The sequence below is a fragment of the Microbacterium sp. Y355 genome (assembly GCF_059445345.1).
The window spans coordinates 2,831,563-2,845,515 of the sequence record NZ_JCAIUD010000001.1 but is presented as its reverse complement, the minus strand read 5'-3'; the positions used below and the strand labels follow the sequence as shown (position 1 = coordinate 2,845,515).

Below are 13,953 nucleotides of genomic sequence, written 5' to 3'. Positions count from 1 at the left end.
GCGCCGTATTCAGGTCATCCTGGGGGATGACTCTCGCCGACGCACCCGATCCCGCCTGGCCTGAATGATCCAGCATCCGGCGTAGATGAGGAACGAGATCGTCGTGATGTACGGGCTCACCGGCAGAGTACCAGCGAGCGCGAGCAGGATGCCACCGACCGCAGAGACGAAGCCGAACAGCGCGGCCAGCAATGGCACAGCGAGAGGTCCTGCGCTGATACGCATCGCGGCCGCAGCCGGTGTCACCAGCAGCGCCATCACCAGTAGCGCGCCGATGATGTGCACGGCGACGGCGACGATGAGCCCGAGCAGCACCATGAACGCCAGGCTCAGCGCCCGGGTCGGGATGCCGCGGGCAGAGGCTGCCACGGCATCCAATGAGTCAAACCGCAACGGGTTCCACATCAGCAGTAGTCCGATGAGCACGACGGCGCTGATTCCGATCAGCCAGCCGAGGTCGGGACTCGACACCGAGACGATCTGCCCAGTGAGCAGACCGAAGCGATTCGCGCTGCGTCCGTCGTAGAGCGAGAGAAACAGGATGCCGAGACCAAGCCCGAACGGCATGAGCACCCCGACGATCGAGTTGCGATCGCGGGCTTTGGCACCGAGGATTCCGATCAGAATCGCCGCCACCAGCGCACCGCCGAGGGATCCAGCCACCACGCTGCCGCCGAACAGCAGTGCCGCCGCAGCTCCCGCGAACGACAACTCACTCACGCCGTGCACGGCGAAGGCAAGGTCGCGCTGCATGACGAAAACGCCAATCAACCCGCCGACGATGCCGAGAACGGCACCAGCGATGATCGAGTTTGAGAGCAGGGCGACGAGCGCGCCGTAATCCTGGAAGGAAAAGACGTCGCTCCAGTCGACGGCCTGCCAGAGGCCGGTCGCGGCGATCATGCGGCCTCTCCTGCGTCGTGGTCTCCGTGATCGTGATGCGGCTCCGCGTCTGGGACGCCGACGACCACCAGACGGTCGCCCGCGCGCAGCACGAAGACGGGGGTGCCGTACAGATCGGTGAGAACCCTGCTCTGCAGCACTTCCTCGGGAGTACCGAGCACGAAACGGCCTCCGGCGATGTAGAGGATGCGGTCAACGCGGCCAAGGATCGGGTTGATGTCGTGCGTGACGAACAGCACCGCCGCATCGCGCTCGCGGCGCTGCCGGTCGATGATGTCGGTGATGCCCACCTGATTGGCGAGGTCGAGGTTCGAGAGCGGCTCATCGCAGAGAAGGAGCGTGGGCTCATCGGCGAGGGCCTGACCGACACGGAGGCGCTGCTGCTCCCCACCGGAGAGCAACCCCACACGTCGATCCGCGAAGTGGGATGCGCCGACGCCTTCGAGGAGAGCATCCACGCGAGCGCGGTCACCGCGACGCGGGATCGGAAGGCCGAACCGGGTGCCGTTCACCCCCAGCGCCACGACATCACGGGCGCGCATGCTGGTGTCTGGCGGAAGCGGCCGCTGCTGCGGGATATAGCCGATGCGCGGATTTCCACGGTGCACTGGCGTGCCTGCGACCCGGATGCTGCCTTCGCTGAGTGACTGCAGGCCGAGGATCGCCCGCATGAGCGTCGTCTTGCCTGAGCCGGAGGGCCCGAGCACCGCGATGAACTCCCCTGGTTCGACGGTCAGATCGAGCCCGGACCACAGCTCACGGTTGCCGCGATGAAGTCCAGCGCCGCGTATCTCGAGTATCGGAGCGCGCTCGGTATCGCCCGCACTCACGACCGGAGCGCGTCGGCGAGGTTCTGGATCGCATCGTGCATCCACTCAGCGTACGACGATCCGTCCTCAAGTAGCTCCGTAAAAGCCACCACGGGAATGCCAGCGGCCTCTGCGGCATCCTCTACTCGCTGCGTTTCGGCACCACCGGTCTGCGCGTTGGTGAGAAGCACTTGCACGTCACCGCTGTCGATCACCTCAAGGGCGGCGAGCAGGGTGGCGGGCGCCACGTCGTTGCCCTCTTCTACCGACTCGGCGAAGCTTTCAGGGGTGATATCGGTCAGGCCTGCGGCCGCGGCGATGTAGCCCGGAAGTGGTTCGGTGATGAAGACGGATGCTCCGTCTGCCTCAGTACCGAGCGTCTCGAGGTCTGCTTCGAAGCCCTCAAGCTCGGCGATGATCGCGTCGGCTGCGGCGGTGAAGTCGGCCTCGCCGTCCGGGTCGAGTTCGGTCAGCTCCTCGGCGATTCCCTCGACCACGTGGATCATCGTGTGCGGATCGAACCAGACGTGCTCGTTGAATCCTTCGATGTGGTCGTGGCCCTCATGGTCGTCAGCCTCGTGCCCGTCAGCTTCTTCCGCATGAGCTTCATCTGCGTGGTCGTCTTCCGCATGATCGTGCGCTTCCTCATCTGCGTGGGCGTCCTCGGCATCCTGATGGCCTTCGTTGCCCGGGTAGTCGTGCGCGAACTCGACTGCGGTCAGCACATGCGCGTCGGAATCACCGAGCAGCGTGTCGATGAAGGAGTCATATCCGCCGCCGTTCTCGATGACAAGGTCGGCATTCTGCACGGTCAGTCGATCGCGAGCGGATGCCTCATAGGAGTGCGGATCCTGCGCTGCGGAGGTGACGATCGAGGTCACCTCGACCCGATCGCCGCCAATTTGCTCTGCCAGCGAACCGTAGACGTTGGTGCTCGCGATGACCTGGATCACACCGTCGTCGGCGCCCGCCGAGTTTGCAGGGCTGGAGCATCCAGCCAGCACGAGAGCAGAGACGGATGCAAGTGCAAGGGCGACAACGGGCTTCTTCATGCTTCGATTCTACACGCTAATGATAACCATTCTCACAACGTGCCCGAGACGAGTGCTCTCCGCGGCGACGCGGGGGCGACGCGGGGTCACACATGGCCGCTCAACGCGTGCCGGAGCGACTATGTGCGACCCCTGGGCGCGAGACGGAAACGCCGATCTGCCTGGAGGGGTCGCACATGGTCGGTCGCAGAGGGAGTTAGCGGCGATGTGCGACCCCTCCGTCCGCGAATCGCTCGAATCGCAGTGTCAGCCGACGGACCCGGTCGGTGCGATCCAGACCGTGGTTTCCCCCGGCACGGCATCGTCGACGACGGTTCCGAGCACAACATCCGCGGCGCGTGCCCCAAGCTCGAACGGATCGATCCCGAAGTTCGCCACAACCTCCCAGCCGTTCGGGCGCGCGAAGCGCAGCACGTCAGCCCGGCCCGTCTCGATCCACTCCAGGCTCTCCTCGGTCTGCAGCAAGTGTCGCTGACGCAGCGCCTCCCGGTACAGCGAGAGCGTCGACGACGGATCAGCCGCCTCAACCTCAACGGCATACTCGGCGAACCAGACCGGTTGCGGCAGATGCGCACGAGCCGCGCCGAACCCGAAGGAGGGACCGGTTGCCGTCCACGGCAGTGGCACACGGCATCCGTCGCGCCCCAGGCCGTCGAACTCGGCACCGCGGAAGAACGACGGGTCCTGCCGTTGCTCCGCCGAGATTTCCGCGACTTCTTGCAGTCCGAGTTCCTCGCCCTGGTAGAGGTAAGTACTGCCAGGGAGCCCCAGCAGAAGCAGTGTGGCCGCGTGTGCCCGGCGGAGGCCTCGCTCGCGATCGAGCAGATCTTCGGGGCCACCGGCAGCCACCCATTCGGTGCCCTGCTTGACCGGGCGCCCGTCGAGCGGGGGCAATCCGTACCGGGTCGCGTGCCGCGTGACGTCGTGGTTGGAGAGCACCCACGTGGTCGAAGATCCGGTAGCGCGCGCCTGCTGCAGGTTGTCCGCGATGATGCGACGGAACTCCTCAGCGTCGAAGTCGGCGACAAGGAGGTCGAAGTTGAACGCTTGACCGAGCCCCTCCGCCGACGCGTACTTCGCGCGACGCTCCGGCGTAGCAACCCACGCCTCGGCGACCGCGGTACGCGGCGGGTCGTACTCGTTGAAGACTTTCCGCCACTCGGCGTAGATCTCGTGCACGTCGTCGCGGTCGCTCAACGGATGGCTGCCAGCGGTGCGGTCCATCGCGTCAAGCTCTGCCTGCGAGGGCAGCGGCTCACTGAGGTCCTTCGTGAGCATGTGCGCGACGTCGATGCGGAAGCCGTCGACCCCGCGGTCCGACCAGAAGCGCAGAGTGGTCAGGAAGTCCTCGCGGACTTCCCGGTGATCCCAGTTCAGATCTGGCTGCTCGATGGCGAAGCTGTGGAGGTACCACTGTCCGTCCTCGACGCGCTCCCACGCACCACCACCGAACGCCGCCCCCCAGTCGGTCGGCGGCTCTGCGCCGTCGGGGCCGCTGCCCTCCCGGAAGATGTACCGCTCGCGTGCCGCCGACCCCCGGCCGGCCGCCAACGCCTCCTGGAACCATTCGTGCTGGTCGGAGGTGTGGTTGGGAACGATGTCGACGACGACACGGATGCCACGGTCATGCAGCGCTTCGACCATCGCGTCGAAGTCTGCGAGTGTGCCCAGGCGCGGGTCGACGTTGCGGTAGTCGGCGACGTCGTATCCGCCGTCGGCGAGCTCCGATGGGTAGAACGGGCTCAGCCAGACCGCGTCGATCCCAAGATCGGCGAGGTAGTCGACGCGGGACAGGATGCCAGGGATATCGCCGAGTCCATCGCCGTTCGCATCGGCGAAGCTTCGGGGATAGATCTGGTAGACGGCGGCCTGACGCCACCACGCTGCCGTCTTGTCGTCTTCGCGGGTCTCGGTGAGAAGCGCATCAGTCATGAAAAGTGTTACTCCCTCTTTCTTGCGGTGGTCTATTCAGGTGAGAGTCAGCCCTTGACTGCACCTTGAGTCACGCCCTCCATGACGAAGCGCTGCGTGAAGAGGTACGCCAGGATCGCGGGTGCCATCGCCATCAGATACGAGGCGAACGACACGTTGTAATTGTTGCTGAACTGCGTCTGGAAGAGATTCTGTCGCACCGGCAGGGTCTGCATCGCCGGATCGGAGATGATGAGCGATGGCATCATGAAGTCGTTCCAGGCGTAGAGGAACGCGAAGATGCCGACGGTCGCGCTCATCGGGGCGAGCAGCGGGAAGATCAGTTGCCAGAACGTCTGCCACGTCGTCGCGCCGTCGATGCGTGCGCTCTCTTCGAGTTCGATCGGGATAGACCGCAGGAAAGCAGTGAACAGCAGCACGCTGAAGCTGAGCTGGAACATCGTCGCGAGGATGATCACGCCATAGGGGTTGTCCAGCCCGACGCGTCCAGTGAGCTGGATCTGCGGCAGCGCGACTACCGGGAACGGAATGAACATCGCCGCGAGCAGGTAGAAGAACGAGTAACGAAATAGCCGGCGATCCCAGTTGCGCACGATCGCGTAGGACGCGAAGGCTGCAAGCAGGATCGTCGCGATCACAGTGCCGGCGGTGACCAACAGCGAGACGCCTGCGCCGACGGGGAACTTCGTGAGGTTCCACGCCTCGATGACCCCGTCGATGCTGAACGGCGCGGGGAGGGAGAAGGCGTTGCCGTCGACCGCCTGGCCTGTGGTCTTGAACGCCATCGAGATCGTCACGTACAGCGGCAGGAGCACGGTGACAGCGCACAGGATCAGAATGATCGTGCCCGACCAGCTCACCCGCTCCATTCGCATGCGCGGCTTCTTGCCCGAAGTGGGGATCGTGGTGAGTGTCTGCGTTGACATCAGAGAGCATTCCTTCCGCGGGTCAGCGAGAGCTGAAGGAGGGAGATGAGCACGGCGACGATGAAGAAGATCGTCGCGTTGGCCATCTGGTAGGCGTAGTCGCCGCTGTTGAAGCCCGCAATGATCGTCATCGCGACGCTACGGGTCGAGGTTCCAGGGCCGCCGTTGGTGAGGCCGACGATGATGTCGTAGGCGTTCAGGAAGCCCTTGAATCCGAGGATGATGTTGATCACGACGTAGCCTGCGACGAGCGGGATCGTGATGCGTGTGAGCTGTTGAGGCTTGCTCGCGCCGTCGATGCTCGCCGCCTCGTAGACCTCGCCCGGCACCGAGAGTAGACCTGCGATGTAGATCAGCAAGGCGCCGGGAATGGCCTGCCATGCGGTCACGATCACGATCGCCACCCAGGCGAGATCAGGGTTGGCCAGCAGGCTCGTAGCGAGCCAGGGGATGCCGGCGGCCGCGCCAGCTTCAGGGATCGAGTTGGAGAAGAGGAAGTTGAAGACGTAGGCAATGATGATGCCCGAGATGACCATCGGGATCACGAAGATCGTGCGCAGCGCCGTCTTGAAGCGGATGCGTGAAGTGAGACCGACCGCGAGCAGGAAGGCGATCACGTTGACCACGATGACCGTGGCGAGCGAGAACCCGAACGTGAATAGGTAGCTCTGCAGGATCGACGGATCGCTGAACATCGCGATGTAGTTGGTCAGCCCGTTGAAGCTCCACTCGCCGATACCGATCGAGTCGGTGAAGCTGAAGAAGATTCCCATGGCAGCGGGAAGCGTGATGGCGAGGGTGAAAAGTACGAGCGTCGGAAGCAGGAAGAGGTAGTAGATCGGCTCGACTCGGCGCGTGTGGCGCCGGAGCTTGCGTCCCCTTCCGGTGACGATCGAGGTCGTGTCCGTCGTCGGACTGTTCGGCCGCGTAGTGTTCGCGGCTGCGGTGGTGCTCACGGTGCGGACTCCTCTGTCTCGCCGGCTGCCGCATCGCCTGTGGTGGGGATCGGCGCGCGGAAGGCGATGCGAGCCCAATCCGCGTCCATGGTGCGCAGCGTCGAGGTGGTCGAGGCTCCCAGCACCATCGCCTGTGCATAGCTCATCACCGGGATCGTCTTGGGCACGAGCACCGAGGGCCCTTGGTAGATCTGCCCATCCTCGTAGTAGTCGATCATTCCCTCGACGCGTGGATCATCGGGCGCCGGGGCATCCTTCGTCGGTGTGAAGCCGAGCTGCGACGCGTTGTACTCCTCGATGTTCTCGGGCAGGTACAGATACTCGAGGAAGTCGCGCGCCGCCTCCTGGTGCCGCGACCCCTCGGGGATCATGGCGCCAAGGTCCATATTCACGCGCACACCGAGGTCGGCCGGGTCGTCGGTCATGGGCAGCGGGAAGGTGCCTAGCTGAAGGTCCGGTGCAGTCTTGGCGATCTCGCTGAACGCCCACGGCCCTTGCATATACATCGCTGCCTCGCCCTTGGCGAAGGCGAGGTTGCCGTCGCCGTAGCCTCGGCTCGCCGCATCGTCATTCGTGTAGTCGTCCGCGAGCTGCATCATCTGCTCCATGGGCTCGGCGAAGTCCTTCTCGAACGAGACATCGGAGTCGGGGCCGACCGCTGCGCCTTCAACGGCCATGGCGTTGAAGAAGTCGATCGTGTCAACGGAGCCGCCGATCGCGTAGTCATACCAGCCCTGCCCGACGGTCCAGTCATCCTTGAACGTCGCGTAGAAGGGATCGATTCCGGCTTCTTTCAACTGCTCGCACACGGCGATCAACTCGTCCCAGGTCTGCGGCACCTCCAACCCCTGGGCCTGGAAAATCTCCTTGTTATAGATCACGGAGGCCGCCATCACCGAGTAGGGCAGAGCGCTGGTGCGACCCTCGCAAGATCCGTACTGCTCCATGAGCGGCTGCAGATCGTCCCGGATGCTGGCTGCCGCATCCGTCTCGGAGAGATCGATGAGAGCGCAGCGCTGCACGAAGCGGGCGATCTCGTAGTTGTAGTTGCCGAGGATGAGGTCGGGCGGGTTGCCGCGCACGAAGCTGGCGGAGATGACATCGGGACCCGAGGTGTCGATCTCCACCCGTACGTCGTCCTGCGACGAGTTGTACTCGGCGACGAGATCGGTCATGAAAGGGATCGCCTCGCGCTTGTTGAACGTGAAGCGAATCGTCTCCGCTCCGGAGCCGGCCGCGCAGCTGGTGAGGGCTGCCCCGACCATCGCGAGCCCGAGGCCTCCGGCCAGCATCCGCAACGCGCGTGTTCGTTTGTCAGACACCGTTGTCCTTCCCGATCCGATAGATCCGCACATTAAATCTAGTGAGCAAATTTACTGTCGAGAGGTACTCTCTCATTAGAACGACGGGAAGGTCAAGGGGTATGACGGAAGTGTCGACGGATCTCGGAACCGGACGCGCGAGCGTCGGGGCCGTCCTTGACTTCGCGTGGGAGGCAGGGCAGTTCACCGCCACCGACGCCATGGCCGCCACGTCACTCACGCGATCCACCGCCATCGACGCAATCGACACTTTGCTCGGCGCCGAGGTGCTTCGCGAACTTCCTAATGCCCGGGCAACTGGCAACTACCGTTCCGGTCGCCCAGCCCGACGTTTCGCCCTCTCCACCGATCTCGGCGTCATCGTCGGCATCGACGCGGGTGACACCCACATCGCCGTGACCGTCGCCGATCCACTCGACCGCACGCTCGTGCACCACCGAGTCGAGGTGGCTCCAACTCAGTCGGCTGACGAGCGCCGGTCAACCATCATCGACCAACTGCGCGCTGCACTCGAAGAGGCCGGCACTCCCCGAGATCACGTGCTTGCGCTCTGCGTAGGAGTCGCCGCTCCCGTGAATCGCGACGGCATCTCACCGCCGCACCCAGACGGCTTCTGGGAGCGCACGAATCCCGGCCTCGCGGAAGCACTGCGGGACTGGGCGCCCGTCGTGGAGATCAAGAACGACGCCCAGCTCGCCGCAATTGCCGAGGGTGCGGTCGGCGCTGCGATCGGATGCCGCGACTATGTCGCCCTGCTTGCCAGCGAGCGCTTCGGCGGTGGAGTGGTCGTCGACGGACACGTGTTGCACGGTGCGCACGGCGGCGTCGGCGAGGGTGTCGTGTTCGATCACATTGTGGGCGTCGGCTCCGCCTTCGGGCTCCGATACTCCGTGCAGGATCAGGCCCGCGCTGCGGTCGAGGCCGGCGAGATCGCGCTCGACAGCGCAGTGGGACGATTGGTCGACAGGGATCACATCGATGCGCGTCTGGTTCTGACCCTCGCTGCCTCAGGAGACGCGGATGCGGTGCTCGTCACTAACCGTGTAGGCGCGACCGTCGCCCGAGTCGTCGGAGTACTCGGCAGCATGTATGACCCGTCACGCGTGATCGTGTGCGGGGCGGTCGCCGAGAGCATCGAACCTGTGCTCGCCGCGGCCCGGCGCATCCTCCCCGACGAGCTGCACCTGCCGGCGCCTCAGATCGTCGCCTCGACTCTGGGCGCTGAAGTCGTGTCGGCTGGAGCCATCGCGACCGCTCGACGCGCAGCCCGCGAGCGGACGGTGCCCCAACTCGCGGAGAAGCGGCTCAGCGCGCCCGCATCCCCCTTATGAAGCCGACGCTGGCATTCCAGCGCGACGATCACAGTCGCGCGGATCACCGCTGGCGCGGCGTCAGTCGACGAGCAGTGCGGGTTCCTCGAGGATGCTGGCCACGTCGGCGATGAAACGGCTCATGCCGTCGCCGTCGATCACACGGTGGTCGAACGAGCCAGCAACGGTGGTGACGAAGCGCGGGCGCACCTCACCGTCGACGACCCACGGCTTCTGACTGATGGTGCCCATCGCCACGATGCCTGCTTCGCCGGGGTTGATGATCGGGGTTCCGGCATCCATACCGAAGACGCCGATGTTCGTGATCGTGATCGTGCCGCCCTGCTGGTCGACCGGCGGAGTCTTACCCTCGCGCGCCGTCAGCGTGAGCCGGTTGAGGGCGCGGGCGAGGTCCTTCATGCTGAGGTCCTGGGCGTCCTTGATGTTCGGCACCAGAAGCCCGCGCGGCGTCGCCGCCGCGATGCCGAGGTTGACGTAGTGGCGCACCGAGATCTCGGCGCCGTCCTCGGTCTCGACCCAGGCGGCGTTGACCATCGGGTTGCGGCGCACAGCCCAGATCACGGCACGGGCCACGATCAGCAACGGCGAGACCTTGATGTCGGTGTAGTCCGGGGAAGACTTGAGCCGCTTGACCAGCTCCATCGTGCGAGTCGCGTCGACTTCTTTCCACACCGTGACGTGCGGTGCACTGTAGGCGCTCTGCACCATGGCAGAGGCGCTGACCTTGCGGACGCCCTTGACCGGAATCGACTCCGTTCGCGAAGGGTCAGAAGCCGGCGTCGGAGTCACACCGCGAGCAAGACCGACGGGCGCGCTCTTCGGCGCGGGAACGGTCTCCTCACGCACAGTGCTCCACTCCGGGGTCTCGATGTTGCGGAAGACGCTGGCCTGTGAGGCGTGCCCTACGACATCGTCGCGTGTAACCTCGCCGTCGGCACCGGTCGGGGTGACAGCCGACAGGTCGACGCCCAGGTCGCGAGCGAGCTTGCGAATCGGCGGCTTCGCGATCACGCCGACCGATGAGCGCACCGTGCGCACCGCCGGGCGCGTGCGGCGCGAGGTCGCGCCCGCTCCCGTTCCGTATCCGACCAGCACCGAACCTCCGGCCTCCTCAGCGGCCGGGGCAGCGGGCGTCGCAGAGTCAGCTGTCGCAGCATCCGACACGAAGCTGATGATCGGCGCGCCGACCTCGACCGTCGTCCCCTCGCTCACGAGCAGCTCACCGACAACGCCGGCGTACGGCGAGGGCAACTCGACGAGCGACTTGGCGGTCTCGATCTCGACGATCACGTCATTGATCGCAACCGCATCGCCAGGCGCGACCTTCCAGGTGACGATCTCAGCTTCGGTCAGGCCCTCGCCGACGTCCGGGAGAGTGAAGTGCTGCGTGCTCATTGCGAGTCCTTTCGGAACGACTCAGTACGCCATCGACCTGTCGACGGCCTCGAGGATGCGGTCGGCATCCGGAAGGAAGGTGCCTTCCAGCTTGGCGGGCGGGAACGGAGCGTCGTAGCCCGACACCCGCAGCACGGGCGCCTCCAGGGCGTAGAACGCGCGCTCCATCACGGTCGCGGCGATTTCACTGCCGAGACTGTTGAAGCCAGGGGCTTCTTGGGCATAGATCATGCGGCCGGTCTTGCGGGCCGAATCGAGGATCGGGCCGTAGTCGACCGGTGACAGCGAGCGTACATCGACGACCTCGCAACTCGTACCCTCACCCTCGGCGAGCGCGGCCGCCTGCAGCAGCACCGTGACCATTGCGCCGTGGCCGACCAGTGTCACGTCGGTGCCGGAACGCACCACTCGCGATGCATGCAGGGCCGCCGTGGACTGTTCGAGCTCAACCTCGCCCTTGTGCCAGTAGCGACTCTTCGGCTCGAGGAAGATGATCGGGTCGTTTGAGCGGATCGCCTCCTGGATCATCCAGTACGCGTCGTTCGGGGTTGACGGCGACACCACACGGAGGCCGGGGGTGTGCGCGAAGTATGTCTCCGGGCTTTCCTGGTGATGCTCAACTGCACCAATGTGTCCGCCGTAGGGAATGCGGATCACGATCGGCATAGAAATCGTGCCCTCGTGCCGGTTGGTCAGCTTCGCCAGTTGCGTGGTGATCTGGTCGAACGCCGGGAACACGAACCCGTCGAACTGAATCTCGCAGATCGGGCGGAAGCCTGCCATCGCCAGGCCGATCGCGGTGCCGACGATGCCTGATTCCGCAAGCGGAGTGTCGAGGACGCGGTTCTCACCGAAGTCCCGCTGCAGGTGCTCGGTGATGCGGAAAACCCCGCCGAGCTTGCCAATATCCTCGCCCATGAGCAGGACGCGCGGGTCGTCTTCCATGGCCTTGCGCAGGCCAGCGTTGAGTGCCTTGCTGAATGGCATGGTCTCGAGCGTCATGCGTGGGCGCCTCCGTTCTGCGTCGGCTGCTCAAAAGACGCCTCGTACTGTTCGCGCCACGCGCGCTGCTCATCCATCAGCGGATGCTGCTCGCTGTAGACGTGGTCGAAGATCAGGTTTGCCGGCGGCGATTCGAGGGCCAGCGTGCGAACGCGGAGGTCTTCCGCTGCATCGGATGCCTCGGTACTCACATCCTCGAAGAAAGAGTTGCTCGCTCCCTTGCCCTCAAGGAAGGCGCGCATGCGCGTGATCGGGTCGCGCTTCGCCCACGACTGCTCTTCATCGCTGGTGCGATATTTAGTTGGATCGTCGCTCGTGGTGTGCGCACCGAGGCGGTAGGTCTCGGCCTCGATCGCCCGTGGGCCCTTCCCGGCGCGCGCCTCATCGAGAGCGACACGGGAGACGGCGTAGCTCGCGAGCACATCATTGCCATCGACATGGATGCTCTCGATGCCGTAGCCGGCACTGCGCTTCACGAACGGCACCCGCGTTTGCGTAGCCACCGGAACCGAGATCGCCCACTGGTTGTTCTGCAGGAAGAACACCGTCGGGGCCTGGTAGCTGGCGGCGAAAACCATCGCCTCGTGGATGTCACCCTGACTGGAAGCGCCATCCCCGTAATAGACGACCACCGCCTCATCACGCTCAGGGTCGCCGGTGCCGGTCTTGCCGTCGAAGTTGAGGCCCATGGCGTAGCCCGTAGCGTGCAGGGCATGCGAGCCGAGCACCAGCGTGTACAGCCGCGTGTTGCCGTTCTTGGGATCCGTCGGATCCCATCCGCCGTGCGAAATGCCGCGCATCAGCTTGATGATCCCGATGGTGTCGACGCCGCGGATGCGGGTGACGACATGCTCGCGATAGGAGGGGAACAGGGTGTCCTGCGCGCGAGCGGCGCGGGCAGACCCCACTTGGGCTGCCTCCTGGCCACGACTCGGCGGCCACAGTGCCAACTGTCCTTGTCGCTGCAGGTTGGTGGCTTGATCGTCGATGGCGCGGATGACGACCATGTCGCGATAGAACTGCTCAAGCTCTGCGTCGCTGATCGCATCGATCAACGGCAGGTACTGTTCGGCGGCAGGACTGGGCGCAAAACGGCCGTCCGCTTCCAGGACGCGGACGATATCGGTCTCTGACGAGGTCACCGTTCCACGCTAGTCGAGCATCTCCGCAGATTACTGGAGACGCTCCACAACGGATTGAGCAACCTGTAGGACCTTCTCCACGGATTCATGCTCCCCAACGGATATACGGATGCCGTCCCCCGAGAACGGCCGAACGATGATGTCGGCTTCGATGAAGGCTGCGGCGATCTCGTCTGTGCGTTCGCCCGCGGGCAGCCACACGAAGTTCGACTGGCTGTCAGGCACAGCCCAACCCTGCGCACGGAGGGCTGCCACCAGCGTCGTGCGTCGTTCGACTACTACTGCCACACGCTGCATGAGCTCGGCTTCGGCATCAAGGCTCGCGATCGCGGCGATCTCTGCGGCCGAGGTGACGGACAGCGGGATGCCGGTGGCCCTGGCCGCGTCGAGCACCTTCGCGTTACCGATCGCGTAGCCAACTCGAAGGCCGGCCAATCCGTATGCCTTGGAGAAGGTGCGCAGCACGACCACGTTCGGGTGCTTCTCGTATACGCGCTCGGCGAGGCCGTCGACGGCGTCATCAGCAGTCACGAACTCGGTATATGCCTCATCCAGAATGATGAGCACATCGGCGGGAACGCGGTTCACGAACGCCTCGAACTCCACGCTCGTGATGATCGGACCGGTGGGGTTGTTCGGCGTGCAGAGCAGGATGGTGCGGGTGTTTTCGGTGACCGCATCCGCCATCGCGTCCAAATCGTGCCGCGCGTCAGCCGTCAGCGGAACCGGGATGCCGGTGGCTCCAGCGACGAGCGGCAACCCGGGGTAGGCCTCGAAGGAGCGCCAGGCGTAGATGACCTCATCGCCGACGGATGCGGCGGCCTGCACCAGTTGGTAGAGGATCGCGACGCTGCCGCTCGCGACATGCACCTGATCGGTGTCAACGCCGTAGCGGGCTCCGAGGCGTTCGCGCAGCCGAGCGGCCGTGGCATCCGGATAGCGGTTTATGGGGGTGGTGTGCCCGAGCGCTTCCAGGACGGACGGCAGCGGATCGAAAGGGTTCTCATTACTGGAGAGCTTGAACGCGTCTGGCCCCGCCTGGCGGCCCTGCTTGTACGGCGCGAGTGCCGCGATCTCAGGACGGATGCGGGGAAGGATGGGCTCGGTCACGAGGATGAGTCTACGAGCGAGCGGCGGTTCGGACAGTGTTCTCCGCAATCATGCGGGTGTCGGTGACATCCGG

Annotated in this window: 12 protein-coding genes; 1 reads left to right on the top strand and 11 read right to left on the bottom strand. The window is 65.0% G+C overall.

The features are described from left to right. Window positions 1-9 precede the first annotated feature (9 nt). The 7 genes from AC1C2O_RS13725 to AC1C2O_RS13695 all read right to left on the bottom strand — a co-directional run bounded on the left by AC1C2O_RS13725 (window position 10) and on the right by AC1C2O_RS13695 (window position 7,900). Entirely contained in the window at window positions 10-903 is an 894-nt protein-coding gene (locus AC1C2O_RS13725; RefSeq protein ID WP_495430996.1) for a metal ABC transporter permease, read from the bottom strand. Continuing rightward, window positions 900-1,733: a metal ABC transporter ATP-binding protein gene (locus AC1C2O_RS13720; RefSeq protein ID WP_495430995.1), complete on the bottom strand. Its 834-nt coding sequence runs from the start codon at window positions 1,731-1,733 to the stop codon at window positions 900-902. The genes AC1C2O_RS13725 and AC1C2O_RS13720 overlap by 4 nt, the downstream gene beginning before the upstream one ends. Beyond that, window positions 1,730-2,764 carry a metal ABC transporter solute-binding protein, Zn/Mn family gene (locus AC1C2O_RS13715; protein ID WP_495430994.1) on the bottom strand — a complete coding sequence of 345 codons (1,035 nt, stop codon included), beginning with the start codon at window positions 2,762-2,764 and terminating at the stop codon, window positions 1,730-1,732. Before AC1C2O_RS13715 ends, AC1C2O_RS13720 begins: the two co-directional genes overlap by 4 nt. A gap of 246 nt (window positions 2,765-3,010) precedes the next feature. Next, window positions 3,011-4,696 (bottom strand): glycoside hydrolase family 13 protein, encoded by a 1,686-nt coding sequence (locus AC1C2O_RS13710; RefSeq protein ID WP_495430993.1) that lies wholly within the window; start codon window positions 4,694-4,696, stop codon window positions 3,011-3,013. Window positions 4,697-4,743: 47 nt separating this feature from the next. Then, window positions 4,744-5,622 carry a carbohydrate ABC transporter permease gene (locus AC1C2O_RS13705; protein ID WP_495430992.1) on the bottom strand — a complete coding sequence of 293 codons (879 nt, stop codon included), beginning with the start codon at window positions 5,620-5,622 and terminating at the stop codon, window positions 4,744-4,746. Continuing rightward, window positions 5,622-6,515 carry a carbohydrate ABC transporter permease gene (locus AC1C2O_RS13700; protein WP_495431739.1) on the bottom strand — a complete coding sequence of 298 codons (894 nt, stop codon included), beginning with the start codon at window positions 6,513-6,515 and terminating at the stop codon, window positions 5,622-5,624. The genes AC1C2O_RS13705 and AC1C2O_RS13700 overlap by 1 nt, the downstream gene beginning before the upstream one ends. A gap of 59 nt (window positions 6,516-6,574) precedes the next feature. Then, window positions 6,575-7,900, bottom strand: coding sequence for an ABC transporter substrate-binding protein (locus AC1C2O_RS13695; protein ID WP_495430991.1), 1,326 nt, complete (start codon window positions 7,898-7,900; stop codon window positions 6,575-6,577). A 101-nt stretch (window positions 7,901-8,001) separates the two neighbouring features. Between AC1C2O_RS13695 and AC1C2O_RS13690 the strand changes: the two genes are divergently transcribed. Beyond that, window positions 8,002-9,231, top strand: a complete 1,230-nt coding sequence (locus AC1C2O_RS13690; protein ID WP_495430990.1) for an ROK family protein — start codon at window positions 8,002-8,004, stop codon at window positions 9,229-9,231. Between the two features lie 60 nt (window positions 9,232-9,291). On the opposite strand, the gene AC1C2O_RS13685 is transcribed toward AC1C2O_RS13690, so the two are convergent. Genes AC1C2O_RS13685 through AC1C2O_RS13670 form a run of 4 tightly spaced genes read right to left on the bottom strand, consistent with a single transcriptional unit; the run spans window position 9,292 to window position 13,880 of the window. Then, window positions 9,292-10,626: a dihydrolipoamide acetyltransferase family protein gene (locus AC1C2O_RS13685; protein WP_495430989.1), complete on the bottom strand. Its 1,335-nt coding sequence runs from the start codon at window positions 10,624-10,626 to the stop codon at window positions 9,292-9,294. 21 nt (window positions 10,627-10,647) lie between these two features. Further along, window positions 10,648-11,628, bottom strand: coding sequence for an alpha-ketoacid dehydrogenase subunit beta (locus AC1C2O_RS13680; protein WP_495430988.1), 981 nt, complete (start codon window positions 11,626-11,628; stop codon window positions 10,648-10,650). Further along, window positions 11,625-12,770 carry a thiamine pyrophosphate-dependent dehydrogenase E1 component subunit alpha gene (locus AC1C2O_RS13675; protein ID WP_495430987.1) on the bottom strand — a complete coding sequence of 382 codons (1,146 nt, stop codon included), beginning with the start codon at window positions 12,768-12,770 and terminating at the stop codon, window positions 11,625-11,627. Before AC1C2O_RS13675 ends, AC1C2O_RS13680 begins: the two co-directional genes overlap by 4 nt. A gap of 30 nt (window positions 12,771-12,800) precedes the next feature. Next, complete coding sequence (locus AC1C2O_RS13670) at window positions 12,801-13,880, bottom strand: histidinol-phosphate transaminase (RefSeq protein WP_495430986.1); 1,080 nt, start codon at window positions 13,878-13,880, stop codon at window positions 12,801-12,803. Window positions 13,881-13,953 lie beyond the last annotated feature (73 nt).

What these genes read in the sequence shown, in the direction of transcription:
- AC1C2O_RS13725 (WP_495430996.1), bottom strand. Translation starts at nt 903, where the DNA reads ATGATCGCCGCGACCGGCCTCTGGCAGGCCGTCGACTGGAGCGACGTC.
- AC1C2O_RS13715 (WP_495430994.1), bottom strand. Translation starts at nt 2,764, where the DNA reads ATGAAGAAGCCCGTTGTCGCCCTTGCACTTGCATCCGTCTCTGCTCTC.
- AC1C2O_RS13710 (WP_495430993.1), bottom strand. Translation starts at nt 4,696, where the DNA reads ATGACTGATGCGCTTCTCACCGAGACCCGCGAAGACGACAAGACGGCA.
- AC1C2O_RS13705 (WP_495430992.1), bottom strand. Translation starts at nt 5,622, where the DNA reads ATGTCAACGCAGACACTCACCACGATCCCCACTTCGGGCAAGAAGCCG.
- AC1C2O_RS13690 (WP_495430990.1), top strand. Translation starts at nt 8,002, where the DNA reads ATGACGGAAGTGTCGACGGATCTCGGAACCGGACGCGCGAGCGTCGGG.
- AC1C2O_RS13685 (WP_495430989.1), bottom strand. Translation starts at nt 10,626, where the DNA reads ATGAGCACGCAGCACTTCACTCTCCCGGACGTCGGCGAGGGCCTGACC.
- AC1C2O_RS13680 (WP_495430988.1), bottom strand. Translation starts at nt 11,628, where the DNA reads ATGACGCTCGAGACCATGCCATTCAGCAAGGCACTCAACGCTGGCCTG.